The organism is Sulfitobacter sp. UBA1132, from assembly GCF_002311545.1.
Lineage (GTDB): Bacteria > Pseudomonadota > Alphaproteobacteria > Rhodobacterales > Rhodobacteraceae > Sulfitobacter > Sulfitobacter pontiacus.
The window spans coordinates 329,032-354,625 of record NZ_DCAN01000011.1 but is presented as its reverse complement, the minus strand read 5'-3'; the positions used below and the strand labels follow the sequence as shown (position 1 = coordinate 354,625).

The window sequence follows — 25,594 nt, the reverse complement described above, 5'->3', positions numbered from 1 at the left end:
ATGCAAATAAGAATAGGTCGCATAAACTTGCGGGCAAGATGAATCTTGCGTAACAAGAAGGCAGACGAGAAAGGACATCGGTTTGACCCACAGCGCTGATTACAAGCAATTGCTGCGTGAAGCGGGCCTGCGGGTCACGCCACAGCGTACAACCATCGTATCGCTGCTGTCGGAAACCGACGATCACCCCAATGTCGAAGACCTGTATGAAAAGGCGCGCAGGCTGGATGACACCGTGTCTGTCGCCACGGTCTATCGCACGATGTCAGTGCTTGAAAACGCGGGGCTGGTGCGCAAACTGGTGCTGGATGATGCCCCTGCCCGCTACGAGATGATGCCCCATACCGACCACGACCATCTGGTCGATGTCGAAAGCGGGGATCTGGTAGAAATTCCAGGGACCGAGATTGCGACGCTGCTGGATCGTGTCGCGGCCGAGATGGGATATGAGCTGGTCAGCCACCACACGGTAATCCGCGCGCGCAAACTTTAGGTCTGCGTCTGATCCGCAAGCGATCTGACCATCGCCGCCGCACCGGCCGAGATCGTGCGCAGAATCACCTCGTCCGGGATGTCACGGATCAGCCAGTCGCGCATGGGGCCGAAGGCTGATAGGAACACCATCAGATTGGCAACGATATCAAGCCGTTGATCGTCGCTGTGCATCCCCAGACGCGAGGCAAGCTGGTCGGCCAGATCCTTCATCACCGCAAACTCGCGCGCATGCAGGGCGCGACGGTCTTCGGCCTGCATATGCGGCACGCACCGGTAGGCCAGCAGCGTGCCATCCCGTTTCATTGACCAGCTTTCGCGGAAGTATTTCTCGAAGGCGTCTTCAAGTGACAGGTGTTCATCCAGCAGGATGATCGGCAGCGTCGACACGTCCTCGCGGAACCACAGCTGGTTCAGCAGGCGGCGCAGGATGTCGTTCTTATTCGCGATATAATCATAGATGCTGGCCTGATTGACGCCCGAGCGCGCACAGATGTCGCGGATCGTGGTGGCGGCAAAGCCTTTTTCAAGAAACAGCGACAAAGCCGCCTCGCAAATCTGTTCGCGGCGGCTTTGGATCAGCGACTGGTTCTGCACGCTGGTAATCTCCGCCTCTGCCAGCATTTGGGTGCGCAGCGCAGACAGCCGATCGCTGCGAATGGCCGTTGTGGATGTGTCGTGCATGGGGCTGTCCTTCATTTGACGTAAATCCTATCGGCTTTCGATATGCGAAACAACCGGCAGCGTGCAGACGCGCCCCACGCAAAACCCCCGCCGGTGCGGGGACCGACGGGGGCAATGTTTTTCAGCGATGTGGGGCGGGTTTAGTCGCCCAGACCCAAGGCCACAAAGCGCGGGTCACCTGCGCGGCGCACCAACAGCAGCAGCGACTTGCGCCCGCCGTCTTTGGCCTCGGTGATGCGGTCCTCCAGATCGGTGATGGACAGGATCGGCTGTTGGCCCGCCTCGGTGATGATGTCCCCGACACGCAGGCCTTTCTCGAAGGCTTCCGACATCTCGTCAACCTCGGTCACGGCCAGACCCTCGACTGAATCATCCGCCCCAAGCTCGGTACGCAGATCATCCGTCAGCGGCGTGATTGTCAGACCAAGCACCGACTTTGACGCAGGCGCTTCGGGCTCTGCCTCATCCTCTGGTGCCGAGGCCGACGCCCCTGCCCCCTCGGCATCTTCGCGGCGGCCCAGCTTGACCTTGAGCGTCTGGGATTTCCCCTCGCGCAGGACAGTCACGCGGACCGAGGCCCCGACAGTGCTGTTGCCCACCTGACGGACCAGACCGCGTGTGTCTTCAACCTCGACCCCTGCAAAGCTGAGGATCACATCACCGGTTTTCAGGCCCGCATCCTTGGCAGGGCCGTCCGGTACATCTGTGATCAACGCGCCGGACGCTTTGGCAAGCCCCATCGCGTCGGCCACATCCTGAGTAACGTCCTGAATACGCACACCCAACCAGCCGCGACGGGTTTCGCCGAATTCCTTGAGCTGATTCACAACACGCGTCACGACATTCGACGCCATCGAGAAACCGATCCCGATGGAGCCGCCGTTGGGCGACAGGATCGCGGTGTTCACGCCGATAACTTCGCCATCCATATTGAACAACGGCCCGCCGGAGTTGCCGCGGTTAATGGCAGCGTCCGTCTGGATATAGTCATCATAGGTTCCCGACAAGGCACGGTTGCGCGCCGAGACGATACCGGCCGAGACGGAAAACCCCTGCCCCAGCGGGTTCCCCATCGCCAGCACCCAGTCACCAACGCGGGCGGCATTGCTGTCGCCGAAGCTGACGAACGGCAGCGCGCTTGGCGCTTCGACCTTAAGCAGGGCAATATCGGTGTTGGGGTCGGTGCCGATGACTTCGGCCTTCAGTTCAAGGCCAGTGAAAAACTCGATGGTAATCTCGTCGGCGCCTTCGATCACGTGGTTGTTGGTCACGACGAACCCGTCTTCAGAGATGACAAACCCCGACCCAAGCGCCGACGATTTGCGTGGCGCGGGGGCTTCGCCACCATTGTTGCGGTCACGGAATTCCTTGAAGAAATCCTCGAAGGGGGAGCCTTCGGGTACGATGCCACGGGGGCCCGTGCGCCCTTCAACGGTGGTGGAGGTGGTGATATTCACGACCGACGGGCTGATCTTTTCCGCAAGCGGCGCAAGGCTTTCGGGTTTGGCCAGTGCGACCACGGCCTGCATCAGGACAAAAGCCAGCGCCAGCATGCCCATCATCAACCATTTGATCTGGGGCGATATTGCGTCGGTACGCGACAGGGAAACGGCCTTTGGCTGCATTCGTCAACTCCGGTTTTATAAGGGGCGATACACCCCGTTTATGTGTCCTTGGCAGAGTGCATCTGCAAACCCCCTGCTGCAAGGTGAAAGATGGTCATCCTCACGCGCATGTCAACGCGACCCTCGGTTTCTATGCGAAATTGCCGCCCCTTATCCCGTTGATCCCGGGGTCATGCCCCCAAACGAAACAGGGGCCGGCATTTCTGCCAGCCCCTGTTTGAACGTGCACCGTGGATAGGATCAGTTGTCAGTCCCGGTGGTGGTCGCGCGTTGGCTGCGGCTGCCTTCGTCCGACTTGAGATAGTTAAAGAACTCGCTGTCGGGCGACATCACCATGGTAGAATTCTCGCCCTTCAACGCTTGCTCGTAAGCGCTGAGCGAGCGGTAGAATTCAAAGAACTCCGCATCCTTGGAGTAGGCTTGCGCAAAGATCTTGTTCCGCTCGGCGTCGGCCTCACCTTCGGTGATACGGGCGTCACGACGGGCTTCCGACAGGATTTCCTCGTAGGTACGATCCGCAAGGGCGGTGACACGTTGCGCCGCCTCGCGGCCACGGGCGCGTTCATCGGTCGCTTCGCGGTCACGTTCAGCGATCATCCGCTGCAGGGTCGCGTCAAAGTTCTGCTCTGGCAGGTTGGTCTGGCGCAAACGCACATCGACCACATCCAGACCAAGCGCCTGCGCACGCGCGTCAGAACGTTCGCGGATCTGGTCCATCAGGGCAGAGCGTTCAGGCGACAGGATGGTGTTGGATGTCACACCCTGCGAGCCCAGAACCGCACGGATCTGACCGTCAAGAATACCGTTCAACTGGATTTCAGCCTGACGGCCACCGTCGGTGCCAAGGGCCTGACGGAACTGGCGCACGCTGTTGATGCGGTACAGCACAAAGGCATCCACTTCGAGACGACGGTCATCGGCTGGGGTGACCTCGATCATCGGCGTTTCAAGCGACAGGATACGGTCGTCGTAGCGGACGACTTCATCCAGCAGCGGGATTTTGAACCCGATGCCCGCGTCTTCACGCACCTGTTTGATCTGGCCGAAACGCAGCACCAGCGCGCGTTCACGTTCGTCCACGATAAAGATCGACGACAGGGCGACAACGGCTGCGATCACAACCACGGGGATGAGGATATTGAGTTTACGCATCAGTTCGATCCTCGGTTGGAGTTGCGGAGTTCATTGAGCGGCAGGTAAGGCACGACCCCCTGCCCGGTTCCGTCAGAGCCGTTTTCGAGGATGATCTTGTCCACGTCTCCCAGTACTTTCTCCATGGTTTCAATGTACAGACGACGACGGGTCACATCGGGTGCGGCTGCGTATTCCTGCAACACCGCTTCAAAGCGGCTTGCCTCACCCACGGCGTCGTTGACCACACGTGCGCGGTAACCTTCGGCGGCTTCCAGCAGACGGGCGGATTCACCACGGGCTTCGGCGGTGCGGCGGTTGGCATAAGCGTCAGCTTGACGTTCGACCCGATCGCGTTCCTGTTCGGCAGCTTGCACGTCACGGAAGGCGTCGATGACGGATTCCTGCGTCGTGTTGCCATTTGCATCCGTCACGGTGACCGTCTGGCTGGGCGGATCCACCTTGTTGAAGTTGACTCGGATGATGTTGATCCCGGTCTCGCGGTTATCAAGCGTGGTCTGGATCAGCTCGCGCGCGGAGGCTTCGATGGTGGCACGGTCACGGTTGAGGATCGGTGCCAGCTCGGACTGGGCGATGATCTCGCGCATGGCGGATTCAGAAATCGCACGCACCGCCATTTGCGGATCCCGCAGCGAGAACTTGAAGTTCTCGGCGTTCTTCACGTTCCAGACGACCTGAAAGTCGATGTCGACGATGTTTTCATCCGTGGTCAGCATCAGCCCTTCGTTGTCGTCGCCACTGCGTCCTGCGCCGATGGTTTCGGCGCGGTTGGTGGTTACGTCAAAGACTTCGGCAGTGACAAAGGGCCAAGGGGCAAAGTTCAGACCCTCTGTCCCGATGCCTGAAAACTCCCCAAGGAAGAGTTCGATCGACTGTTGTTCAGGGCGCACGGTATAAAAGCTTGCCATCCCCCAGACGACAGCGGCCGCCACCAGACCCAGCCCCACTGTGCCGCGGGTGAACTTGGGGCCTGCGCCGCCCATATTCCCGCCAGAGCCGCCGGAGTTTCGGCTGCCGCCTTTGCCGCCCATGAGGACGCGCAGCTGTTCCTGACCCTTTTTCACCAGATCGTCGATCTCGGGCATCTGACCTTTGTCGCCACCCGGACCGCGCCCGCCACCACCGGTGGGCCGCTGCCCTCCGGGCCGGTTGCGGTCGCCACCATTGTTCCCACCGCCTGAGTTTCCTCCGCCGCCCCAAGGACCGCCTGTATTTCCAGCCATTAATTCTTCCCTATGTATGGCCGCTACAGCGGCCCTATCCCAACCGCCTACGCGGTTTTATCTTGTGCAGAGTTGGGCATATTCGCCCGAACTTCAAGCAGTGCGTGTCGGACTGCGCATGGTGACCAGCTCTTCGGACATGGTCGGGTGCACGGCGCAGGTCGCATCGAATTGCTCTTTTGTCAGCCCCGCTTTCACGGCAATGCCCACCAGCTGGATCAGCTCGCCCGCGTTCGGTGCGACGATGTGGCACCCCAGAACGACGCGTGTTTCCTTGCTGACGATCAGCTTCATCATCACACGTTTGTTCTTCTCGGCAAAGGCCGTTTGCATGGGCCGGAACGACGCCGAATAAATCTCGACCGGTTCCTGCTCTGCCGCTTGCTCTTCTGTCAGGCCGACGGTGCCGAATTCGGGCTGTGTGAACACGGCCGACGGGATCAGGTCGTGATCCACGGGTGTCGGGTTGCCGCCAAAGACGGTTTGCACAAAGGCCATACCTTCGCGGATCGCAACAGGTGTCAGGTTCACGCGGTCGGTGACATCGCCGATAGCATAGATCGACGGGACGCCCGACTGGCTGTATTCGTCGACTTCGACCTCTTGGCGCCGGCCCAGCGATACGCCGACCTCTTCCAACCCCATGCCATCGGTATTCGGTGCGCGCCCTGTGGCGAACAGCACCATGTCAAAGACCTTCTCGGCCCCGTTGGAGGCTTTGACCCAGATCGGCCCCTGCGTGCCCGCGCGCGCGTCGCAATTGTTCAGCTCGTTCGATTGTTCAGCCGTGGCCCCCATCGCCGCGTCAGAGTTGCTGGGCATGGTGCCCGCCTCGTGTTCGGATTCCAGCGCCATTTCGACGATGCTGGTGCCGCAGTGGATATCGACGCCTGCATTTGTCATCGATTCAGCGATCAGTCCGCGGGCCTCGTCATCAAAACCGCGCAGGATCTGTGCCGCGCGGTTGTACATCGTCACCTCGACGCCCAAGCCATTCAGGATACAGGCGAATTCACAGCCGATATAGCCGCCACCCACAATAAGGATCGACTTGGGCAGGCTTTCGAGATGGAAGATATCGTCCGACACAATCCCAAGCTGGGCGTTCGGCACATCAGGGCGTACCGGACGGCCGCCGGTGGCTAGCAAGATGTGTTTGGCCGTGCGGGTTTCGCCGTTCGCTAACTGCACCGTATGCGCATCCTTGATCGTGGCGCGCTGGTCAAAGGTATCGACGTCCGAATTGGCCAAGAGCTTGCGATAGACGCCTTCCAGCCGGTCCAGTTCAGTGTTCAAACGGGTCTTGAACGCGTGCCAGTCGAAGGTGCCCGGCTTGATGTCCCAGCCAAAGCACTGCGCCTCGTCCACCAGCTCGGCATAACCCGAGGCAAAAACCATCAGCTTTTTCGGCACGCAGCCCCGGATCACGCATGTCCCACCATAGCGGTCCTCTTCGGCGAGGGCGACTTTGGCCCCGTATTCGCCCGCCGCGACACGTGCCGCGCGCACGCCGCCGGAACCGCCACCAATGACAAAAAGGTCGTAATCAAAATCGCTCATCTGGGCCGGGGCCTTTCTTTGTTAATCGCTCAGGTCGGAGAACAGGTTATCCGTCTCGACAAACTCCATCTTATCGCGATCAACAGTGCCTTCGTTGATGTCGCGCACTTCGACGCGGCCATCGCCATAGCCGATCACAACGGCATCACAGATATCAATGAATAGCCCGTTTTCAACTACGCCCGGCATCTGGTTCATGACCAAGGCCATCTGGCGGGTGTTGCCGATCCGCTTGAGATGCAGGTCAAGGATATAGTTCCCCTCGTCCGTCACGAAGGGGATGTCGCCGTTCATACGCAGCGTGGAATTGCGCCCCAGCACGTCCATAGACACCAAAGTCTCTTCGACAAGCGCTTGTGTGGTCTGCCATCCGAAGGGAATAACCTCTACCGGAAGGGGAAATGCGCCCAGTGTTTCGACCTCTTTACCGATGTCGGCAATCACGACCATTTGATCGGAGGCGGTGGCCACGATCTTTTCTTGCAGCAAGGCACCGCCGCCGCCCTTGATCAGGTTCAGCTCTCCGTCGAACTCGTCCGCGCCGTCGATGGTCAGGTCCAGCCATTTGGCTTCATCAAGGCTGATCACCTCGATCCCCACTTCGCGCGCCAGCTGCGCGGTACGGGTCGACGTGGGCACGCCCTTGATCCGCAAGCCGTCGTCGCGCACCATCTCGCCCAGGCAGCGCACCAGCCACGCGGCGGTAGAGCCGGTGCCCAATCCGACGCGCATTCCGTCTTCTACAAATTGTGCAGCGCGTTTGGCGGCGACAAATTTGGCCTTATCGATGGGTGACAATTCTCCGGTCATGGCAGCGACTCCTCGTTAATCGACGCCCTTATAGACGCAGCCGCGCCGGCGCGCGACCCTCAAAACCGCATTGTCGTCGCGTCGCGTGGCCTGCGGGCGGTGACACATGGTCTGCGCCACGACGCCACGGGGGTGTTATGCGCCGATAATCTGGATAGAGTACCGCAAACCGCGCAGATCGGTCGTTTTCAATCGCCCGCCTCCGGCGCAATGGGATACCACCGGCCTATGACCGATTACACGCTGCACTACGCCCCCGACAATGCCTCCCTGATCATCCGCCTCGCGCTCGAGGCGCAGGGCGTGGCCTATGACACCTGTCTGGTCGATCGCGCGGCGCAGGGGCAGTCTGCCCCCGCCTATCGGGCGCTGAACCCGCACGGGCTGATCCCCGCGTTGCAGACGCCGGACGGGCCGATGTTTGAAACCGGCGCGATCCTGTTGTGGCTGGCGGACCGGCACGGGGGGCTAGCCCCTGCCGCGATGGATGCCACACGGGCGGATTTCCTCAAGTGGTTGTTTTTCGTTGCCAATACGGTGCACCCTGCCCTGCGTATGCTGTTTTACCCTGATAAATACGTGGGCGGTGACGACACCGCCCAAGACGCGCTGCACACGACCGTAACCCAAGCCTTGCAGACCCACCTGCGCAGGCTGGAGGACCGGGCCGCGGCGGATACGCTGCCCCTCGCGCTTGCGCTTTACCTCGCCCCGCTGTTGCGCTGGTGTGCGCTGTATCCGCGCAACCGTGATCGCGGCTGGTTCGATCTGCGCGCCACCCCGCATCTGCTCGCGCTTTGCGCAAGGGTCGAAACGCTCCCCTGCACGGCGGCCGCGCAAACCGCCGAAGGGCTGGGGCCCACGCCGTTCACCGCGCCCCGCCTTGCCACCCCACCCATAGGAAGTGCCACCTGATGTTTCTCTCTGTCTTCGATATGTTCAAAGTGGGCATCGGCCCGTCCTCCTCGCACACGATGGGGCCGATGGTGGCGGCGGCACGGTTTCTGGACCTGATGCGCGCCTCACCGTTCAAATTCGCGGGCCTGCGTGCGTCCCTGCATGGCAGTCTGGCCTTTACCGGTGTGGGGCACGCCACGGACCGCGCCACGATCCTTGGCCTCGCGGGGTTCACGCCGCAAGACTACGACAATGACCGCGCCGAAGAGGTACTGGCCGAGATCAACCGCACGCAGACGATCACCCTGCCCGAGTTTGGCACGCTGAGTTTCGCGCCCAAGTCCGATATGATCTTTGACTATGACACCAAGCTGGACGGCCACGCCAACGGGATGATGCTGATGGCCACCGACGCCCAAGGCGATGTCACCCTGCGCGAGACGTATTATTCCATCGGTGGCGGCTTCGTTATGACCGAAGCCGAACTGGCGGCGGGCAAAGACACGGACGAAGGCGCGCCGGTGCCCTTCCCGTTCAAATCCGCAACCGAGATGCTGCAGATGGCGGCAGAGTCCGGCAAGAGCATCGCCCAGATGAAACGCGCCAACGAGGAATCGCGCGGCGGGGCGGCGCAGCTGCGCGACGGCACCAAGCGGCTGTGGCAGGTGATGAACGACTGCATCAACCGTGGGCTCGAAACCGATGGCATCCTGCCCGGCGGGTTGAACGTCAAACGCCGCGCCAAGGCGATCCATGATGCGCTACAGCAAGAACGCGGCCAGAACCAGCGCGCGCCTCACACGATCAACGACTGGATGAGCGTTTACGCTATGGCGGTGAACGAGGAAAATGCCGCCGGTGGGCAAGTCGTCACCGCCCCCACCAACGGCGCGGCGGGTGTGATGCCCGCTACCTTGCGCTATTATCTGGATCACGTCCCCGGCGCGTCGGAAGCGCATATCGAGGATTTCCTGCTCACCGCTGCGGCGATCGGCGGGCTGGTCAAATTCAACGCGTCGATTTCGGGGGCGGAAGCGGGCTGTCAGGCCGAAGTGGGCAGCGCCGCCGCCATGTCAGCCGCCGGGCTCTGTGCCGTCATGGGCGGCACGCCGCAGCAGATCGAGAACGCCGCCGAAATCGCGCTGGAACATCATCTGGGCATGACCTGCGACCCCGTGCGCGGTCTGGTGCAGGTGCCTTGCATCGAACGCAACGGGCTTGGCGCGATCAAGGCGGTCTCCGCCGCGTCGCTTGCGCTGCGCGGCGACGGCACGCATCTGGTGCCGCTGGACGCCTGCATCGAAACCATGCGCCAGACCGGTGCGGATATGTCTGAAAAGTACAAAGAAACCTCGCTTGGGGGGCTGGCGGTCAACGTCCCGAACTGCTGATCTGACGCAGCGGCACGCGGCCCCGCCCGCGCTTGACCCCACTGCGGAACTGCAACAGTCTGACAGCCGTCAGGAAATTTGCGGGAGGGCAAGATGGAACTGAAACAGGCAATGCAGGAACGGCGCAGCATCCGGGGCTTCAAGAAAGACCCCGTGCCGCGCGCCCTGCTGGAAGAGGTCATCGCACTGGCCAATCGCGCGCCATCCTCGATGAACACCCAGCCGTGGCATCTGCATGTGCTGACCGGCGAACCGCTTGAGAAAGTCCGCGAGGGGAATTCGACCCGTATGCTGCAAGGCGTGCCGCCGGTGCGTGAAATCAGCGATCACGGGGCCTATGCCGGTGTCCACCGCGACCGGCAGGTCGGCATCGCGAAACAGCTCTTTGCTGCCATGGGGATCGAACGCGACGACAAGGAGCGCCGTCAGGATTGGGTGATGCGCGGCTTCCGCCAGTTTGACGCGCCGGTGTCCATCGTCGTCTGCTTTGACAAGTCGCTGGATGACAATGGCACCATCGCGCATTTCGATCTGGGTGCGGTGACCTACGGCCTTGTGCTCGCCGCGTGGAGCAAAGGTCTGGGCTGCGTGATCAACGGTCAGGGCATCATGCAATCGCCTGTGGTGCGTGAACATGCGCAAATCCCCGACGATCAGGTGATCATGACCTGCGTCGCCATGGGCTGGCCGGACGAGGATTTTTCGGCCAATGCCGTCGTCTCTACCCGCCGCCCCGTCGAAGAGGTCACGCGGTTCGTCGGCTTTGACGATTAACGCCCTGCGGCCCTAAGCGCCTTGAAAACCAGCGTTACGTGCGGGGGCCTACCCCGCAGTGACGGACTTGCGCACCATATCCCAATATTGCGCGATCACCTCGTCCAGCGACAGCCGTCCGCCGGCGCGAAACCACGTATTCACCCCTGTCAGCATCGCAATCACCGCCAAAGTCGCGATCTTGGTATCGGCGATGGCGAAATCCCCCGCTGCCGCCCCGTCGCGCAAGATCATCTCTAGCCGGTCTTCGTATTGGCGGCGCAGCGCTTCGACCTCGGTGAAATTCTCGGGCGTGAGGTTGCGCAGCTCCATGTAGGAGATGAAAACCTCGTCCGGGCGGTCGGCGTGAAAGCGGATGTGAAAGTCGACGAATTGGCGCAAGCGATCCACTGCGGTTTGACTGGCGTCACTGTCGCAGGCCGCAAGCAGGTCGTTCATATGGTCCTGCAACAGGCTGAACAACAAAGTCTGCTTGTCCGGCGTGTAGTTATACAATGCGCCCGCCTGCACCCCGACTTCCGTCGCCAGTGCCCGCATGGACACGGCAGCAAAGCCGTGACGGGCGAAAAGCCGCAACGCTGCCGCGCGGATTTTGGGCCGAGTGATGTCAGAATGTGATCCGGTTGTACGCGCCATGGGTCAAAGGTTAATTGAACGCATGTTCAAAGGCAAACCCCTGCTTGCGCGAATTCCGTCGCTGGTGCATGACTGATCTATGACGCACCGTATCCTTCTTCCGCTCTGCCTTGCCGCGCTGACCCTGCCCGCGGCCTGCACGCAGTTTCCCGCGCTTGACAGCCGTGCCACGCCCGAGCTTCTCGCCTCGGACTATCCGGCACTTGTGCCGGTCGATCCGCTGCTTGCCAAGGCCGAGGCCGGACAGGTGGACATCCCGCAAACCGAAAACGGGCTGACATCGCGGGTCGAACGGTTGCAGGCGCGCGCGGCGCGCTTGCGCGGATCGGTTCTGTCGGGGTCGGAAAAGCAGCGTTTGTCCCAAGGTTTGCAATAAGCCGCATGCAATGTCGCGTTGCGTGCGCGGTGGGAAAGGGCTACATCGCGGCTAAACCCCCGAAACGCCGCAGCCCGCTGCCGCGCACCACCAAAAGGATTGCACCATGTCACAACCGCTTCGTCTTGGGATTGCCGGATTGGGCACCGTTGGGGTTGGCGTGGTGCGGATCATCCGCAAGCAGGCTGCCTTGATCGAGGCCCGCACCGGTCGCCCCGTCACCATCACCGCCGTCTCTGCCCGCAGCCGCGACAAGGACCGCGGTGTCACATTGTCGGGCTACGCGTGGGAAGATGATCCCGTCGCACTGGCAAAACGCGATGATGTGGATGTCTTTGTCGAACTGATGGGCGGCGACGAAGGCCCCGCCAAGGACGCGACCGAAGCCGCGCTTGCCTCGGGCAAGGATGTGGTCACTGCCAACAAGGCGCTGCTGGCGATCCACGGTCAGGCGCTGGCCGAACAAGCCGAAGCCGCGGGCTGCCTGATCCGCTATGAAGCTGCCGTGGCCGGAGGCATCCCCGTGATCAAGGCGCTGACAGAAAGCCTTGCCGGGAACGAGATCACCCGCGTCATGGGCGTGATGAACGGCACCTGCAACTATATCCTGACCCGCATGGAAGAGACCGGCAACGGCTATAACTCCCTCTTCGAAGAGGCCGAGGCGCTTGGCTATCTTGAAGCGGACCCGAACCTTGACGTCGGCGGGATTGACGCGGCGCATAAGCTGGCGATCCTGTCGTCGATCGCCTTTGGCACACAGGTGGATTTCGACGGGATCGAGATTGAAGGCATCCAGCGCGTCAGCATCGACGACATTCAGGCTGCCGCGAATATGGGATACAAGATCAAGCTTCTCGGCGTCGCGCAAATGACCGGCCGCGGGCTGGAACAGCGCATGCAGCCCTGCCTTGTGCCCGACAGCTCTCCGCTGGGACAACTCGCGGGCGGGACCAATATGATCGTGCTGGAAGGCGATGCCATCGGGCAGATCGTCCTGCGCGGCCCCGGTGCCGGTGAAGGCCCCACCGCCAGCGCTGTATTGTCGGACATCTGCGATATCGCGCGTGGCTGGCATGGCCCCGTCTTTGGCCAGAAGGCAGCAACGCTCGCCTCGGCCACCGCGGCCCTGTCGCAGCGCCCCGCCGCCTTCTATCTGCGCATGGGCCTGCTGGACAAACCCGGTGCCCTGGCCAAAGTCGCCACCGTTCTGGGCGAGGCCGGCATCAGCATCGACCGTATGCGCCAGACCGAACACCGTAGCGATCAGGCACCCGTCTTGATCGTCACCCATAAATGCAGCCGCACCGCGCTGGACGAGGCGCTGGCCGCGATGGCGAAAACCGGTGTGCTGGCAAGCGATCCTGTGGCGCTGCGGATCGAGGATCTGTAACCCCGAGGGGCGCGGCTGCCCCCCTGCCCTGCCCATTGTGGGGAGGATGGGACGGATGCCTTCGGCGAGGATTTTTGACCATTTGGAAGGGGGAGATGCATGAGCTTTCTAGGTGTTGATGCGTCTTTGACGGGGCGTCGCTGGGTGGGCCCCGGTGTCGAGGTGGAACGCGCGACCGAAGTTCTGGTGCAGCAGACCAGCCTGCCGCTGGCCCTGTGTCAGGTGCTGGCGCGGCGCGGTGTGGCGGCGGAAGAGGCCGAAGCGTTTCTTGCGCCGTCGTTGCGCGATCTGCTGCCTGACCCGCGATCCCTGCGCGACATGGAGAAAGCCGCGACCCGTTTTCTAGCGGCGGTCAAAGCGCGTCAGCGGATTGCCGTGTTTGCGGATTATGATGTGGATGGTGGCAGCTCTGCCGCGCTGCTGCTGGTCTGGCTGCGCGAGATGGGCTGCGCCGCGACGCTGTATGTGCCGGATCGGATAGACGAAGGCTATGGTCCCAATGACGCTGCGATGGCCGAGCTGGCCGCGGCCCATGACCTGATCGTCTGCGTTGACTGCGGGACCTTGTCTCATGGACCGGTGGCCGCGGCGGTCGGGGCAGATGTCGTTATTCTGGACCACCACCTGGGCGGAGAGACCCTGCCCGACGCCTTGGCCGTGGTGAACCCCAACCGGCAGGATGAAGACGGTGCCTTGGCACATCTTTGTGCCGCGGCAGTGGTGTTCTTGATGCTGGTCGAGGCAGGGCGCCAACTGCGCGAAGCGGGCGCACGCGGGCCTGACCTGATGGCGCTGCTGGATCTGGTCGGGCTCGCCACGGTGGCCGATGTTGCCCCGTTGATCGGCGTGAATCGCGCCTTTGTGCGTCAGGGGCTACGTGTCATGGCGCGGCGCGACAGATTGGGGCTGGCCGCCTTGGCCGATGTGGCGCGGATGGATACAGCCCCGGCGGCCTATCATCTTGGGTTTCTGCTTGGCCCACGGATCAACGCGGGCGGGCGCATCGGGCAAGCGGATCTGGGGGCAAGGCTGCTGGCCTGCGATGATCCCCATGAGGCGCAGTCGCTTGCCGAAAAGCTGGATCTGCTGAACACCGAGCGCCGCGATGTCGAAACCGCCGTTCGCGCCGCCGCGCTGGATCAGGCAGAGGCCCGCGGCTTTGACGCGCCTTTGGTCTGGGCCTCGGGCGCGGGCTGGCATCCGGGCGTGGTGGGCATCGTCGCCTCGCGTTTGAAAGAGGCGTCGAACCGGCCGTCGATCGTGATCGGGTTCGAGGATGGCATCGGCAAAGGCTCTGGCCGCTCTGTCTCGGGGATCGATCTGGGCGCGCCGATCCAGCGGCTGGCGGCCGAGGGCCTGCTGATCAAGGGCGGCGGGCATAAGATGGCCGCCGGTCTGACCGTGGCCGAAGACAAGCTAGACGCCGCCATGGCGCGGCTGTCAGAGCTACTGGCCAAGCAGGGCGCGCATCTGGCCGGCGCGGCAGACCTGAAGCTGGACGGCATGTTGATGCCCACCGCCGCGACGGTGGAACTGGCGCAGCAAGTGGAACAGGCAGGCCCCTTCGGGGCCGGTGCCCCTGCCCCGCGATATGCCTTTGCCGACATGCAGATCCGCTTTGCCAAGCGGGTGGGTGAAAGCCACCTCAAGATCAGTTTTGGCGACGGTAACAACACCAAAATGGACGCCATCGCCTTTGGCGCATTTGACGGCCCGCTTGGTCCGGCGCTGGAAAACCACGGTGGTGCACGGTTCCATCTGGCGGGCCGTCTGGACATCAATACCTGGCGCGGCCGACAGTCCGTGCAGCTGCGTCTGGAAGATGCGGCACCTGCGTAAAAATTTTTCATTTTCTTTCGATTTCTGCTTGCGCGCCTGCGCGGCATTCCTTAGAGAAGCGCTCACAAGCTAAGTGGCCCGTTCGTCTATCGGTTAGGACGTCAGGTTTTCAACCTGAAAAGAGGGGTTCGACTCCCCTACGGGCTGCCACTTGTACCCTTACCCGACATTATGAAGACAATACCCCATGAGCCGGGGCGAGATGTGTTTGCCGTTGTTTCTGCGCTGTTTGATCTCGCGCGGCGGGCTGGTCGGCTGAGCCTTGATGTCTTCGAACACAGTTTGCGCCTAACCAATTATATCCATGATCAGAAAACTGAGCTCACAATCAGGTCAATTAGATAAATCACGGCAATCTTCAGGTAGGCATCACGCGAGGATGACCAGCATGAAAGCCAAGACCCTTATCGCCTACGGTGACGACGCTTCGTTCGAAGCTGCCGAGCTGACCAAACTGGCAGAGATTGTGGACGCAGGGGCGCTGGAGCCCTTGCTTGATGACCAGAGGGTCGACCTTGATACGGTGGGCGGGGCCTATGACCGCCTGACCAGCGGGCAGGCCATCGGCAAGGTGGTTGTAGACGTCTGATCATACCACCAGACGCGTGAAAAGGGGCTGCCAACGCACGGGCGATGGCAGCCCCTTATTGGCCCATTTCAACCGGAAACTGCTGGGCTTCCCCCCATTGGCGCGGGGATTGCCCGTACATCCGCCTGAATTCGCGGCTGAATTGCGACGGGCTGACATATCCCACATCAACCGCCGCTTCGTTCACGGACATGCCGCCTGCGATCTTCATCGCCGCATTGTTAAGCCGCATGGATTTGACAAACTGGATCGGGGCCATCGTCGTCACCTGCTTGAACTTGCGGTGAAAGGCGGCGCGGCTCATCCCGGCGCGGGACGCCATATCATCGATGGAGATCGGCGCGTCCAGGTGAGAGGATACATGCGCGATCGACCGTGCGATCGCATTGCCCGCGCCGAAGACCTGTCTGGCAAAACGCCCTGCCTCCCCCTTCAGGATCGCGTAGTAAAGCTCGCGCAGCCGTGCCTCGCCAAGGATCGCCGTATCCGCCGGATTGCCACCCAATTGCAGCAAACGCAGCAGCGCGTCGGCAAAGGCATCATCCCAAGCGGCCAGCCTGATCCCCTGCGCGCGTAAACCGCCTTTGACCTCGGGAATCACATTGCCGGTATTTTCCATCTCCATCGACAGCTCTGTCATCATCCGCTTATCGAGCGAAATGATAACCCCGTAGAGCGGGCTTTCGGCAGAGGCGGTCGGCGTGCCGGCCTTCACCGGCATCGACATCGGGCAGCACATATATCGGCTGTCGTCATAGATGTACCTGTGCCCGTCCAGCACGGCCTCTTTCGCGCCGCTGACGATAGCAATAACGCTGGGTTCATAGACCGCCGGAACGCAAGGGATCGCCTGCCTGGCCCGAAACAGGCGCACCCCGTCAATGCCGGTTCCCGTCAGCCCCTCTTGGGTCGCGTTGTTCCGAATTAGCTGTCTGATCTGGTCTTTGCTCATGTGGGCAATCTACCGCGTCACATCCGCCTTTCGCAAGCGCGTGATACAATCAGGCAAGTATTCGCGACGATCTCGCCTGTTTTGAGCGCCAGCCGAGAGCTATTTACCCTTCAACATCAAACACAGCGCGCATCGCTGCCGCGCTGACATCGAAAAGGAACATGACGATGAAGGACACGACTTTCGGACCCAAAGGCTGGACACCTGATCGCCTTGGATCGCTCAAGGGGAAAACATATCTCATCACCGGCACGACGGCCGGTGCGGGCTTTCAGGCCACGCGCATCCTGCTGTCCAAGGGGGCAAAAGTCGTCATGCTGAACCGCAACGCCGACAAATCCATCGCCGCGGTCAAAACGCTCAAGGACGCGTTCGGTCCCAACGCCGAGGTGAGCTTTGTGCGGATGGATCTGTCTGATCTGGCCAGCGTGCGCGCCGCGGCGGAGGAGGTGAAACGCACTGTTCCCCGGATTGACGCGCTGATCTGCAACGCTGCCATCGCGCAGGTGCCGACACAACAGCTGACCGTTGACGGGTTCGAAAGCCAGCTTGGCACCAACCACTACGGACACTTCCTGCTGTGTGGGATGCTGTTTGATCGCATTCAGGAAAGCGCGGGCCGGATCGTTGTGGTGTCCAGCCTCGGGTACAACATGGGGATCAAGACGATCCAGTTCGACGACATGAACTGGGACAAGAACTATAGCGCCAACGCGGTCTACAGCCAAAGCAAGCTGGCGCAGATGATGTTTGCCTATAAGCTTCAGGACCGGCTGAAAGCCACCGATAGCCGCGTTGAGGTATACGTCTGCCACCCCGGCGCGTCGGCGACCTCGCTGATCAGCACAAGCGGCGGGCTGTTCACACGGGTCACCTGGTGGATGATGAGCAAGACGCCAATGGTGCAATCCGCCGAAAAAGGCGCGTATCCCGAGGTCATGTGCGCGACCGAAGACGGGTTGGCGCAGCGCGCGCTTTATGGCCCGACCGGATGGATGCAAACCGGAGGGCCCGTTGGCAAAGGCACGCTGAACCCTCATGCCTACGACAAACCCGTGATGGAGAAACTCTGGACCGTCTCCGAAAAAGCGACAGGTTGTCACTGGGAAATCTAAGGGAAACGCGCGCCCGCATCCCGCGCGCGGCGCGCGTTTCACGCGACGATCCCCTCTCGCCATACGCCCCTTGAAATACGGCATCAGAAGATTTGATTTTTTTGCCGTATTTCCCCGCTTTCTGATGCGGCTTGCACTTGCGCCCGCCGATGGCTTTGCCTAAAGAAGCGCTCACAAGTTAAGTGGCCCGTTCGTCTATCGGTTAGGACGTCAGGTTTTCAACCTGAAAAGAGGGGTTCGACTCCCCTACGGGCTGCCACTTGGTTTTCCATCCGTTTGTTATTTGCCTCTCGCCCGTTCTGCGGAACCGTGGCCCGCGTTATTTGCCTTTGCCCCGCGATGACGACCGCAAAAACGCAACTTGACGGGTGGGCGGACAACTGTCATCGAAACCGGGTCGGTTTCCTTCGGGAAATAATAGGGAATTCGCCATCCGCGCTTTGGTGTGGATGAACCGGAACTGCCCCCGCAACTGTAGACGGTGAGCTACCTCCATCATGCCACTGGGCCTCAAGGTCCGGGAAGGCGGGGACAGCCGCGATCCGTCAGTCAGGAGACCTGCCGACACTGAACCTGAAACACCGGGCGGGGTTGCTCGGGAGAGGATGATGATGGGACCGGATCTTACCACACGCGCAGACCAAAATGCGCCCGCGCGCCATTTGGCTGGCCCTTCTCTTTCTATTCAAAGACCCCGGCATCGGACCAACCGGAGCCCTTGATATGAAACCATTTTTTTCCAGCCTGACCCTGATTGCGAGCCTTGCAGGCAGCACCGCGCTTGGCGCAGAGACAGACTATCCGCTGACCATCGACAACTGCGGCCATACGCTCAGCTTTGACGCGGCCCCCCAGACCACCGTGACCATCGGGCAATCCACGACAGAGATCCTGTATCTGCTGGGTCAACAGGACCGGATCGCGGGAACCTCTGTCTGGTTCAGCCCCGTTTTGCCAGAGTTCAAAGACACCAACGATGCGATTGAACGGCTGGCGGACAACGATCCCAGCTTTGAAAGCGTGTTGGGCAAACGCCCCGATCTGGTCACCGTGATGTATGAATGGCACGTCGGCCCCGAAGGTATGGTCGGCACCCGCGACAGCTTTCACGAGGTGGGCGTGCCGACCTATGTGATGCCCACCGATTGCGCGGCCAAGGATAATTCTGTCGGCGCGGACGGCACGCGATCTGAACTGTTCACGACCCAGCAGCTGTATACCAGCATCGAAGAGCTCGCCCTCATCTACAACGCGCAAGACGCCGGTGCCACGCTGCTGGCAGACCTGCAATCGCGCGAGGCAAAGGCGGTCGAGAAAGCCAAATCGCTGAACCTGCCCCAAGGCACCTCGGCGCTGTTCTGGTTCTCGTCGTCCGAGATGGCGGCGGACCCTTATGTCGCAGGTCAACAGGGTGTGCCCGCCTATATGATGGACAAGCTTGGCGTTGAAAACGTCGTGACCTCGGCCGAGGAATGGCCGCTGGTCGGATGGGAGACTCTGGCGAAATCCGACCCGACCTTCATCGTGCTCGCCAAAATGGACCGCCGCCGCTTCCCTGCGGATGACATCGAGAAAAAGCGCGCCTTCCTGATGAACGATCCCGTCGCCCGCGAGATGACCGCGGTGAAAGAGGGCCGCATCATCACCATGGACGCCCATGCGATGGACCCGACCGTGCGTGCGATCTATGCGCTGGAAACGATGGCTGACGCGCTGTCCGGTTTCGATCTGGCCGAATGACCGCAATCGACCGCTCTGTGATGCGCAGGCCGCAGTGGCACTGGTGGGTGATCATCCCGCCGGTGCTGCTGGCCGCATTGCTGTTTGGTGCGGCCATCGGCGAGGTCTCTATCCCGCCGCTGGTGGTGCTGAAGGTGCTGGCCAACAAGGCGCTGAACGCGGGCTATGCGGTGGACAAGATCGACGAGGGCATCGTGTGGAACTACCGCATGGCGCGGGCCGTGGTGGCAATGTGCTGTGGCGCCGGTCTGGCGCTGTCGGGCGTCGTGTTGCAAGCACTGCTGCGCAATGCGCTGGCGGATCCCTATCTGCTGGGCATCTCTGCGGGGGCGTCCACGGGCGCTGTTGCGGTGACCATCCTCGGGCTGGGGGGTGGTGCCATCTCGCTGTCTATCGGTGCGTTCAGCGGGGCGCTGGTGGCTTTCGCTTTTGTCGCCTTGCTGGCGCAGGCGGCAGGGGGCGGTGTGGGCCTGCGGGCCGCGGGCGTGATCGTGCTGGCCGGTATCGCGGGCAGCCAGATGTTCAACGCCCTGACCGCGCTGATGATCACGAAATCGGCCAATGCCGAACAGGCCCGTGCCATCATGTTCTGGCTTTTGGGGAATATGTCAGGCGTGCGCTGGCCCGATGTACTAAGCGCCCTGCCCGCTGCGATGATCGGTCTGCTGGCCTGTCTGTGGCACGCCCGCGCGCTGGATGCCTTTACCTTCGGCAGCGACAGCGCCGCGTCCTTGGGCATTCCGGTGCGCCGCGTGCAGCTGCTGCTGATCGGCACGGCGGCGTTGGTCACGGCGGTGATGGTCTCGGTGGTGGGTGCGATCGGCTTTGTCGGGCTGGTGATTCCCCATGCTATGCGCATCGTCGTGGGGCATCGTCATGCGATCCTTGTGCCTGCTTCCGCACTGGCGGGGGCGGTGTTTCTGGTCTTTGCCGATGTGATTTCACGGGTGATTGTACCGGGCCAGGTGCTGCCCATCGGCGTGGTGACCGCTTTGGTCGGCGCGCCCGTCTTTGCACTGATCCTGATTGGCAAAAGGACGTCGCCATGATTCTGTCCTGTCACGAATTGGGCTGGCGGGTGCGCAACCGCGCCATCGTCAATGATGTGTCCCTATCCTTGCGGCCGGGCGAAAAGCTGGGGCTGATCGGGCCGAACGGGTCGGGCAAATCCACGTTGCTGCATATGCTTGCCGGGATTCAGAAACCCTCGCGCGGGCGGGTCGAACTGGACGGCGCTCCGCTTGCAAAGATGCGCCAGCGCGATATCGCGCAGCGGCTGGCCCTGGTCGAACAACACGCCGATACCGCAGATCGCATCACCGTGCGCCACGCCGTTGAACTGGGCCGCACCCCGTGGCTGTCCGCCCTGCGCGGGTGGAGCACAGGGGACGACGCCATCGTCACGCAGGCGCTGGCGGATGTGGATCTGTCGGGCTTTGGCGACCGCCACTGGCACACGCTGTCGGGCGGTGAACAACAGCGCGTCCATATCGCCCGTGCACTGGCCCAAAGGCCGCAAGTACTGCTGCTAGACGAGCCGACGAACCATCTGGACATCCGCCACCAGCTGTCGATCCTTGAACTGATCCAGCGCTTGCCGACAACGGCGATCATTGCCCTGCATGACCTGAACCAAGCCACGCTCTGCGACCGGATCTGCGTCTTGCAAGAGGGCAAGCTGCGCGCCATTGGCACCCCCTCCGAGATCATGACCGAACCCCTCCTGCGCGAGGTCTTTGGCGTCTGCGGGCATTTCCTTGTCGATCCGACGGATAACGCGCAGGTGATCCGCTTTCACACGGCGACCCATTAAGCGCGCCAACCGGCCACGGCTCTATCCAACTCCTTACACATTTGGTCGGGAACCATCCGTCACGCTACAGGTTTTGCCTGTGGACCCTGAAGGAGTAGCTACAGATGACCGACAAGAAGCAAACCCCTCCCACAACCACAGACGCCGGAATTCGCGTTCAAAGCGATGAACATTCGCTGACCGTCGGCCCCGATGGCCCGATCGTGCTGAATGACCACTATCTGCTTGAACAGATGGCGAATTTTAACCGTGAACGTATTCCAGAGCGCCAGCCCCACGCCAAAGGTTCGGGCGCATTTGGCACCTTCGAGACGACGCAAGACGTGTCGAAATACACGATGGCGAATATCTTCCAGCCCGGCGCGAAATGCGATGTGGTGATGCGGTTTTCAACCGTGGCAGGCGAACGCGGCAGCCCCGATACATGGCGCGACCCGCGCGGGTTCTCGGTCAAGATGTACACCGACGAAGGCATCTTTGACATGGTCGGCAACAACACCCCGATCTTCTTTGTCCGCGATCCGATCAAGTTCCAGCAGTTCATCCGCAGCCAGAAGCGCCGTGCGGATAACAACATGCGCGACCACGATATGCAGTGGGATTTCTGGACGCTCTCGCCCGAAAGCGCACATCAGGTGACCTATCTCATGGGCGACCGTGGCATTCCGAAAAACTGGCGCGAGATGAACGGGTATTCCAGCCACACCTATTCGCTGGTTAATGCCGAGGGTGAAAAGTTCTGGGTCAAGTTCCACTTCCACACCGATCAGGGCGACGGCAATGCCTACCTTAGCCAGGATGAAGCCGACAAGCTGGCGGGGACCAACGGCGATTACCACCGCGCCGATCTGTTCAACAACATCCGCGACGGGAACTACCCCAGCTGGACGCTCAAGTGGCAGATCATGCCTTACGAGGATGCCAAGACCTATCGCATCAACCCGTTTGATCTGACCAAGGTCTGGCCGCACGAGGACTACCCGCTGATCGAGGTCGGCAAGCTGACCCTGAACCGCAACCCCACTGATTTCCATACAGAGATCGAACAGGCCGCGTTCGAGCCGAACAATATGGTGCCGGGCGTCGGTCTGTCGCCAGACAAGATGCTGTTGGCACGGGGTTTTTCCTACGCGGACGCGCACCGCGCGCGGCTGGGTGTCAACTACAAGCAGATTCCGGTTAACAAACCTGTCTCGCCGACCCATAGCTATTCAAAAGACGGCGCGGGCCGGACTGAAAAAGTGTCTGATCCGGTATATGCGCCCAACTCATATGGTGGGCCCTCTGCGCAGCCGCATCAGCATGAAGCGGGCCTATGGTATTCCGATGGCGACATGGTGCGTCAGGCCTATACCCTGCGCCCCGATGACGATGATTGGAGCCAGGCCGGCAAGCTTGTCCGCGAGGTGATGGATGCCGACGCCCGCGAACGTTTGGTATCGAACGTGGTGGGCCACCTGTGCGACGGTGTCAGCGAAAAGGTGCTCGTCCGTGCCTTTGAATACTGGCGCAACATCGACCAAGACACCGGCGACAAGATCGAGGCCGGTGTGCGCGAGAAGCTGGGCGGGGAATCCAAAGCCCCCGGTATGGCTTCTGCCCTCAGCATCGGCGGCAAGTAACGCCGCCCCATTCCGAGCCAGACAATCAGCGGGGCCTTCGCGGGCCCCGCTTTTTTGCATGTTCCAGAGCGATTTAACCGACGGCGATATTGTCGATCAGCCGCACACCGGCCAGCCACGCGGCGGCCAACAGACGTGCGGGGCGGTCGGGCGTGGTCATCAGCTCCAACCGGTCAGCAGAGCGCAGGTCAAGGTATTCCACCTGCGTAAAGCCCGCACGTTCCACCCGCGACACTGCCGCAGCGCGGAGCGTTTCGAGATCGCCACCAGCAAGCAGCCCCTCTGCCATCTCCTCCATCGCGCGGTGAAGTTCGGGGGCCCAGGTGCGGGCGCGATCCGACAGCAGCAGGTTGCGCGAGGACATGGCCAGACCGTCCTCCTCGCGGATGGTGGGGCAACCGATCACCTCTATCGGCAGGTCCAGATCAAGCGCCAGACGGGTCACCACCTGAAGCTGCTGATAATCCTTTTCGCCAAAGAATGCCTTGTCCGCCTGGGTCTGGGTAAAGAGCTTGGTCACGATGGTGGCCACGCCGTCAAAATGCCCTGCCCGATGCGCCCCGCACAGCCCTTGGGTGATGCCTTCGACCGACACAGTTGTCGCGAAACCATTGGGGTACATCTGTTCCCCATCGGGCACATAGACGACATCCGCCTTTAGCGCGATCAGCTTGCGCGCGTCCTCTTCCTCGGTGCGGGGGTAGTTCTTGTAGTCCTCAGGGTTGTTGAATTGCTTGGGGTTGATAAAGATCGTTACGATCACACGGTCGCACGCCTCTTTTGCGGCCCGGACGAGGCTCAGATGTCCCTGATGCAGCGCGCCCATCGTCGGCACCACGGCGACGCTTTCGCCCGCGGCTTTCCATCCGCCGACCTTGCTGCGCAGTTCAACCAGCGTGCGGATAATTTCGGGTGTCATGTTTTGGAAACCTCGTCAGAAAATACATGCTCGGGTCCGGGGAAGGAGCGCGCCGTGACCTCGTCGGCATAGGCCTGCACCGCCGCCTTTGCGTCATCGCCCAGATGGGCATAGCGTTTTACAAATTTCGCCTTGAAGGCAGTGAACAGCCCCAGCATGTCATCGACCACCAGAATTTGCCCGTCGCATCGTGCTGACGCACCGATGCCGATGGTGGGAATGGCGACCGTTTCAGTGATCTGGTCCGCCAAAGCCTGCGGCACTTTCTCAAGCACCACGGCAAAGGCCCCTGCCCGCGTCACCGCCTGCGCATCGGCCATCAGCTGCGTGGCGGCCGCACCGCGCCCCTGCACCTTGTACCCGCCAAGCGTGTGGATCGACTGCGGCGTCAGGCCGATATGCGCCATCACCGGAATGCCGCGTTTGGTCAGGAAGGCGATGGTGTCTTCCATCACCTCACCCCCTTCAAGCTTGACCGCACCGGCACCGGTTTCACGCATCAAACGTGCCGCGTTTTCAAAGGCTTGGGCCGGGCTTTGCTCGTAGCTGCCGAAGGGCATATCGATCACCAACATCGACTGGGTCAGCCCGCGCCGCACCGCTTGACCATGCAGGATCATCATCTCCATCGTGACCTCAAGCGTCGAGGGCAGCCCATGCAGCACCATCCCCACTGAATCGCCCACAAGCACGAAATCGCAGATGCCATCCATCACTTGCGCCATCGGCGTGGTATAGGCGGTCAGGCTCACCAGCGGAGCCCCCCCTTTGCGGGCCAGAATATCCGTCGGCATGGGGGCGGTCTTGCGGGCTGTGGCGCTCATCTGTGGCGGTCCTTTTTGGTAAGGTCGTCATTGCAATCTATCGGGGCCATGGCGGGGCATGGGGCGGCTTGGCGATGCTTCTAGACCAAAACGTCGCGATGTAGGTAGCAAAAGAGCAAGAATTTTACCCATGTCGCTGCGTCAGTCGAACCCGATACTACTTGGGCGGGATCGGGGCCACCGGCTGCGCGCCCCGCCCCGTGGGCACGGTCAGCACCAGCAGGCAAAGCACGACCAGCCCGACGCCCGCCCAGCCAAGGGGGGGCAAGCGTTCGCCCACCACGACCACGGCCAGCAGCGCTGCGACCACCGGCTCGATCAGCGTCAGGGTCGTGGCCGTACTGGCCCGCACCCGCGACAGCCCGTAGCCGAAACAGATATAGCCCAGAAACATCGGCACAAACGCCATATAAAGCCCGACCGCCGCATTGCCCCACGAGGCCAGCAGCGGGCCGCCGGTCGCCAGTAGCACCGGCATCAACATCAGCCCGCCCAGTCCAAAGGTGGCCCCCATGGCCACCGAAGACCGCAGGCCGCGCAGCATCATCGCGCGCGCCGTCCAACTATAAAGCGCATAGGTAAACCCGCCAAGCAGCCCCAGCACGACCCCCAGTGGCACATTGGTGCCCCCCACGGCCCCATGCCCGCCCTCGGCCAGACAGATCAGCACCATGCCCGCCACGCCCGCCAGCGCGCCAAGGCTCCACCGAAGGGTCAGCAAGGATCGCTCCATCACATATTCGATCAGCGCGGCAAACAGGGGCGCGGTGCCGATGGTGACGACGGTCCCGATGGTCACCCCCGCCAACCGCATGGAGCCATAGAACGCCAGCGGATAGATCATCACCGCCAAGGCCCCCAGCAGCAGCAACCCACGCTGCTGCCAAAGTTGCGCACGCGCATGGGAGATGCCCCGCAGCGCCAGCAGCGCCTGCCCGATGCCGCCGATCCCCATCGCCGCGGCACCGATCGCCGCAGCACTCACGTCGGGGGCAAAGGTCGCGGCGGTGCCAGTGGTGCCCCAGACGATGCCCGCAAAAAGCACACCTGCCACGCCAAGCGCATTGCTCTGGCGGCCCGAGCTTTCCTGATCCGTCATCCTGTCATCCCCTGCGCTACGCGGTCTCGTGGCGTAGTGATGACCCGCCAAGCGCCTGAGGTCAAAGCA

At 61.8% G+C, this 25,594-nt stretch carries 24 protein-coding genes, 2 tRNA genes and 1 riboswitch; of the genes, 15 read left to right on the top strand and 11 right to left on the bottom strand.

Annotated features, from left to right (window positions below; all coding sequences use genetic code 11):
- Positions 1 to 82 precede the first annotated feature (82 nt).
- Positions 83 to 493 carry a Fur family transcriptional regulator gene (locus B4F27_RS09340; RefSeq protein ID WP_286759509.1) on the top strand — a complete coding sequence of 137 codons (411 nt, stop codon included), beginning with the start codon at positions 83 to 85 and terminating at the stop codon, positions 491 to 493.
- On the opposite strand, the gene B4F27_RS09335 is transcribed toward B4F27_RS09340, so the two are convergent.
- The 6 genes from B4F27_RS09335 to rpiA all read right to left on the bottom strand — a co-directional run bounded on the left by B4F27_RS09335 (position 490) and on the right by rpiA (position 7,546).
- On the bottom strand, positions 490 to 1,176 hold the full coding sequence (locus B4F27_RS09335; RefSeq protein ID WP_286759508.1) for a TetR/AcrR family transcriptional regulator: 687 nt from the start codon (positions 1,174 to 1,176) through the stop codon (positions 490 to 492). The two genes, B4F27_RS09340 and B4F27_RS09335, sit on opposite strands and share 4 nt — an antisense overlap.
- 140 nt (positions 1,177 to 1,316) lie before the next feature.
- The gene (locus B4F27_RS09330; RefSeq protein ID WP_009826614.1) at positions 1,317 to 2,801 is read right to left on the bottom strand and encodes a DegQ family serine endoprotease; all 1,485 of its coding nucleotides are present in this window, start codon (positions 2,799 to 2,801) and stop codon (positions 1,317 to 1,319) included.
- 240 nt (positions 2,802 to 3,041) lie between these two features.
- Entirely contained in the window at positions 3,042 to 3,953 is a 912-nt protein-coding gene (gene hflC / locus B4F27_RS09325) for a protease modulator HflC (RefSeq protein ID WP_064216013.1), read from the bottom strand.
- Positions 3,953 to 5,176, bottom strand: coding sequence for an FtsH protease activity modulator HflK (gene hflK / locus B4F27_RS09320; RefSeq protein WP_197145963.1), 1,224 nt, complete (start codon positions 5,174 to 5,176; stop codon positions 3,953 to 3,955). The genes hflC and hflK overlap by 1 nt, the downstream gene beginning before the upstream one ends.
- 93 nt (positions 5,177 to 5,269) lie before the next feature.
- Positions 5,270 to 6,736: an FAD-dependent oxidoreductase gene (locus B4F27_RS09315; protein WP_132996826.1), complete on the bottom strand. Its 1,467-nt coding sequence runs from the start codon at positions 6,734 to 6,736 to the stop codon at positions 5,270 to 5,272.
- Positions 6,737 to 6,757: 21 nt separating this feature from the next.
- On the bottom strand, positions 6,758 to 7,546 hold the full coding sequence (gene rpiA, locus B4F27_RS09310; RefSeq protein WP_005852551.1) for a ribose-5-phosphate isomerase RpiA: 789 nt from the start codon (positions 7,544 to 7,546) through the stop codon (positions 6,758 to 6,760).
- A 228-nt stretch (positions 7,547 to 7,774) separates the two neighbouring features.
- Between rpiA and B4F27_RS09305 the strand changes: the two genes are divergently transcribed.
- The 3 genes from B4F27_RS09305 (at position 7,775) to B4F27_RS09295 (ending at position 10,608) form a co-directional block, all read left to right on the top strand.
- Positions 7,775 to 8,461, top strand: a complete 687-nt coding sequence (locus tag B4F27_RS09305; RefSeq protein ID WP_286759507.1) for a glutathione S-transferase family protein — start codon at positions 7,775 to 7,777, stop codon at positions 8,459 to 8,461.
- Positions 8,461 to 9,834: an L-serine ammonia-lyase gene (locus B4F27_RS09300; protein ID WP_286759506.1), complete on the top strand. Its 1,374-nt coding sequence runs from the start codon at positions 8,461 to 8,463 to the stop codon at positions 9,832 to 9,834. Before B4F27_RS09305 ends, B4F27_RS09300 begins: the two co-directional genes overlap by 1 nt.
- Before the next feature lie 93 nt (positions 9,835 to 9,927).
- Positions 9,928 to 10,608, top strand: a complete 681-nt coding sequence (locus B4F27_RS09295; RefSeq protein WP_037943891.1) for a nitroreductase — start codon at positions 9,928 to 9,930, stop codon at positions 10,606 to 10,608.
- Positions 10,609 to 10,656: 48 nt separating this feature from the next.
- Here the strand turns inward: B4F27_RS09295 and B4F27_RS09290 are convergent, their stop codons facing one another.
- On the bottom strand, positions 10,657 to 11,244 hold the full coding sequence (locus tag B4F27_RS09290; RefSeq protein ID WP_074635667.1) for a TetR/AcrR family transcriptional regulator: 588 nt from the start codon (positions 11,242 to 11,244) through the stop codon (positions 10,657 to 10,659).
- Between the two features lie 79 nt (positions 11,245 to 11,323).
- Between B4F27_RS09290 and B4F27_RS09285 the strand changes: the two genes are divergently transcribed.
- The 5 genes from B4F27_RS09285 (at position 11,324) to B4F27_RS09265 (ending at position 15,441) form a co-directional block, all read left to right on the top strand.
- Positions 11,324 to 11,620 carry a hypothetical protein gene (locus B4F27_RS09285; protein WP_074635665.1) on the top strand — a complete coding sequence of 99 codons (297 nt, stop codon included), beginning with the start codon at positions 11,324 to 11,326 and terminating at the stop codon, positions 11,618 to 11,620.
- A 106-nt stretch (positions 11,621 to 11,726) separates the two neighbouring features.
- Positions 11,727 to 13,013, top strand: coding sequence for a homoserine dehydrogenase (locus tag B4F27_RS09280; protein ID WP_074635663.1), 1,287 nt, complete (start codon positions 11,727 to 11,729; stop codon positions 13,011 to 13,013).
- A gap of 99 nt (positions 13,014 to 13,112) precedes the next feature.
- On the top strand, positions 13,113 to 14,852 hold the full coding sequence (gene recJ / locus B4F27_RS09275) for a single-stranded-DNA-specific exonuclease RecJ (protein WP_286759505.1): 1,740 nt from the start codon (positions 13,113 to 13,115) through the stop codon (positions 14,850 to 14,852).
- A 75-nt stretch (positions 14,853 to 14,927) separates the two neighbouring features.
- Positions 14,928 to 15,002: transfer RNA gene (locus B4F27_RS09270), tRNA-Glu, on the top strand.
- 154 nt (positions 15,003 to 15,156) lie between these two features.
- Positions 15,157 to 15,441: a zinc-binding dehydrogenase gene (locus tag B4F27_RS09265; RefSeq protein ID WP_286759504.1), complete on the top strand. Its 285-nt coding sequence runs from the start codon at positions 15,157 to 15,159 to the stop codon at positions 15,439 to 15,441.
- Positions 15,442 to 15,496: 55 nt separating this feature from the next.
- Here B4F27_RS09265 and B4F27_RS09260 read toward each other — a convergent pair whose 3' ends face one another.
- Positions 15,497 to 16,393, bottom strand: coding sequence for an AraC family transcriptional regulator (locus B4F27_RS09260; RefSeq protein ID WP_286759503.1), 897 nt, complete (start codon positions 16,391 to 16,393; stop codon positions 15,497 to 15,499).
- A 167-nt stretch (positions 16,394 to 16,560) separates the two neighbouring features.
- On the opposite strand from B4F27_RS09260, the gene B4F27_RS09255 reads away from it, so the two are divergent.
- The 6 genes from B4F27_RS09255 (at position 16,561) to B4F27_RS09230 (ending at position 22,683) form a co-directional block, all read left to right on the top strand.
- Positions 16,561 to 17,508, top strand: coding sequence for an SDR family oxidoreductase (locus B4F27_RS09255; RefSeq protein ID WP_286759502.1), 948 nt, complete (start codon positions 16,561 to 16,563; stop codon positions 17,506 to 17,508).
- Between the two features lie 184 nt (positions 17,509 to 17,692).
- A tRNA-Glu gene (locus B4F27_RS09250) sits at positions 17,693 to 17,767 on the top strand.
- A gap of 122 nt (positions 17,768 to 17,889) precedes the next feature.
- A riboswitch (cobalamin riboswitch) is annotated at positions 17,890 to 18,088 on the top strand.
- 143 nt (positions 18,089 to 18,231) lie between these two features.
- A complete protein-coding gene (locus B4F27_RS09245) occupies positions 18,232 to 19,248 on the top strand; it encodes an ABC transporter substrate-binding protein (protein WP_286759501.1) in 1,017 nt (338 codons plus the stop codon).
- A gap of 20 nt (positions 19,249 to 19,268) precedes the next feature.
- Positions 19,269 to 20,297 (top strand): FecCD family ABC transporter permease, encoded by a 1,029-nt coding sequence (locus B4F27_RS09240; RefSeq protein ID WP_237279937.1) that lies wholly within the window; start codon positions 19,269 to 19,271, stop codon positions 20,295 to 20,297.
- Positions 20,294 to 21,061: an ABC transporter ATP-binding protein gene (locus tag B4F27_RS09235; protein ID WP_286759500.1), complete on the top strand. Its 768-nt coding sequence runs from the start codon at positions 20,294 to 20,296 to the stop codon at positions 21,059 to 21,061. Before B4F27_RS09240 ends, B4F27_RS09235 begins: the two co-directional genes overlap by 4 nt.
- A 104-nt stretch (positions 21,062 to 21,165) precedes the next feature.
- A complete protein-coding gene (locus B4F27_RS09230; protein WP_286759499.1) occupies positions 21,166 to 22,683 on the top strand; it encodes a catalase in 1,518 nt (505 codons plus the stop codon).
- 73 nt (positions 22,684 to 22,756) lie between these two features.
- Here B4F27_RS09230 and panC read toward each other — a convergent pair whose 3' ends face one another.
- From panC to B4F27_RS09215, 3 genes are all read right to left on the bottom strand, one after another.
- A complete protein-coding gene (gene panC, locus B4F27_RS09225; RefSeq protein ID WP_074635653.1) occupies positions 22,757 to 23,602 on the bottom strand; it encodes a pantoate--beta-alanine ligase in 846 nt (281 codons plus the stop codon).
- On the bottom strand, positions 23,599 to 24,426 hold the full coding sequence (panB, locus tag B4F27_RS09220) for a 3-methyl-2-oxobutanoate hydroxymethyltransferase (RefSeq protein WP_286759498.1): 828 nt from the start codon (positions 24,424 to 24,426) through the stop codon (positions 23,599 to 23,601). The genes panC and panB overlap by 4 nt, the downstream gene beginning before the upstream one ends.
- Before the next feature lie 157 nt (positions 24,427 to 24,583).
- On the bottom strand, positions 24,584 to 25,525 hold the full coding sequence (locus tag B4F27_RS09215) for a DMT family transporter (protein ID WP_286759497.1): 942 nt from the start codon (positions 25,523 to 25,525) through the stop codon (positions 24,584 to 24,586).
- Between the last annotated feature and the right edge of the window lie 69 nt (positions 25,526 to 25,594).

Coding starts and splice junctions, on each gene's coding strand:
- B4F27_RS09240 (WP_237279937.1), top strand. CDS start 19,269: ATGCGCAGGCCGCAGTGGCACTGGTGGGTGATCATCCCGCCGGTGCTG.
- B4F27_RS09235 (WP_286759500.1), top strand. CDS start 20,294: ATGATTCTGTCCTGTCACGAATTGGGCTGGCGGGTGCGCAACCGCGCC.
- B4F27_RS09265 (WP_286759504.1), top strand. CDS start 15,157: ATGATCAGAAAACTGAGCTCACAATCAGGTCAATTAGATAAATCACGG.
- recJ (WP_286759505.1), top strand. CDS start 13,113: ATGAGCTTTCTAGGTGTTGATGCGTCTTTGACGGGGCGTCGCTGGGTG.
- B4F27_RS09245 (WP_286759501.1), top strand. CDS start 18,232: ATGAAACCATTTTTTTCCAGCCTGACCCTGATTGCGAGCCTTGCAGGC.
- B4F27_RS09305 (WP_286759507.1), top strand. CDS start 7,775: ATGACCGATTACACGCTGCACTACGCCCCCGACAATGCCTCCCTGATC.
- B4F27_RS09260 (WP_286759503.1), bottom strand. CDS start 16,393: ATGAGCAAAGACCAGATCAGACAGCTAATTCGGAACAACGCGACCCAA.
- B4F27_RS09290 (WP_074635667.1), bottom strand. CDS start 11,244: ATGGCGCGTACAACCGGATCACATTCTGACATCACTCGGCCCAAAATC.
- panC (WP_074635653.1), bottom strand. CDS start 23,602: ATGACACCCGAAATTATCCGCACGCTGGTTGAACTGCGCAGCAAGGTC.
- panB (WP_286759498.1), bottom strand. CDS start 24,426: ATGAGCGCCACAGCCCGCAAGACCGCCCCCATGCCGACGGATATTCTG.
- B4F27_RS09285 (WP_074635665.1), top strand. CDS start 11,324: ATGACGCACCGTATCCTTCTTCCGCTCTGCCTTGCCGCGCTGACCCTG.
- B4F27_RS09330 (WP_009826614.1), bottom strand. CDS start 2,801: ATGCAGCCAAAGGCCGTTTCCCTGTCGCGTACCGACGCAATATCGCCC.
- B4F27_RS09315 (WP_132996826.1), bottom strand. CDS start 6,736: ATGAGCGATTTTGATTACGACCTTTTTGTCATTGGTGGCGGTTCCGGC.
- hflC (WP_064216013.1), bottom strand. CDS start 3,953: ATGCGTAAACTCAATATCCTCATCCCCGTGGTTGTGATCGCAGCCGTT.
- B4F27_RS09335 (WP_286759508.1), bottom strand. CDS start 1,176: ATGCACGACACATCCACAACGGCCATTCGCAGCGATCGGCTGTCTGCG.
- B4F27_RS09255 (WP_286759502.1), top strand. CDS start 16,561: ATGAAGGACACGACTTTCGGACCCAAAGGCTGGACACCTGATCGCCTT.
- B4F27_RS09280 (WP_074635663.1), top strand. CDS start 11,727: ATGTCACAACCGCTTCGTCTTGGGATTGCCGGATTGGGCACCGTTGGG.
- B4F27_RS09300 (WP_286759506.1), top strand. CDS start 8,461: ATGTTTCTCTCTGTCTTCGATATGTTCAAAGTGGGCATCGGCCCGTCC.
- hflK (WP_197145963.1), bottom strand. CDS start 5,176: ATGGCTGGAAATACAGGCGGTCCTTGGGGCGGCGGAGGAAACTCAGGC.
- B4F27_RS09295 (WP_037943891.1), top strand. CDS start 9,928: ATGGAACTGAAACAGGCAATGCAGGAACGGCGCAGCATCCGGGGCTTC.
- B4F27_RS09230 (WP_286759499.1), top strand. CDS start 21,166: ATGACCGACAAGAAGCAAACCCCTCCCACAACCACAGACGCCGGAATT.
- rpiA (WP_005852551.1), bottom strand. CDS start 7,546: ATGACCGGAGAATTGTCACCCATCGATAAGGCCAAATTTGTCGCCGCC.
- B4F27_RS09215 (WP_286759497.1), bottom strand. CDS start 25,525: ATGACGGATCAGGAAAGCTCGGGCCGCCAGAGCAATGCGCTTGGCGTG.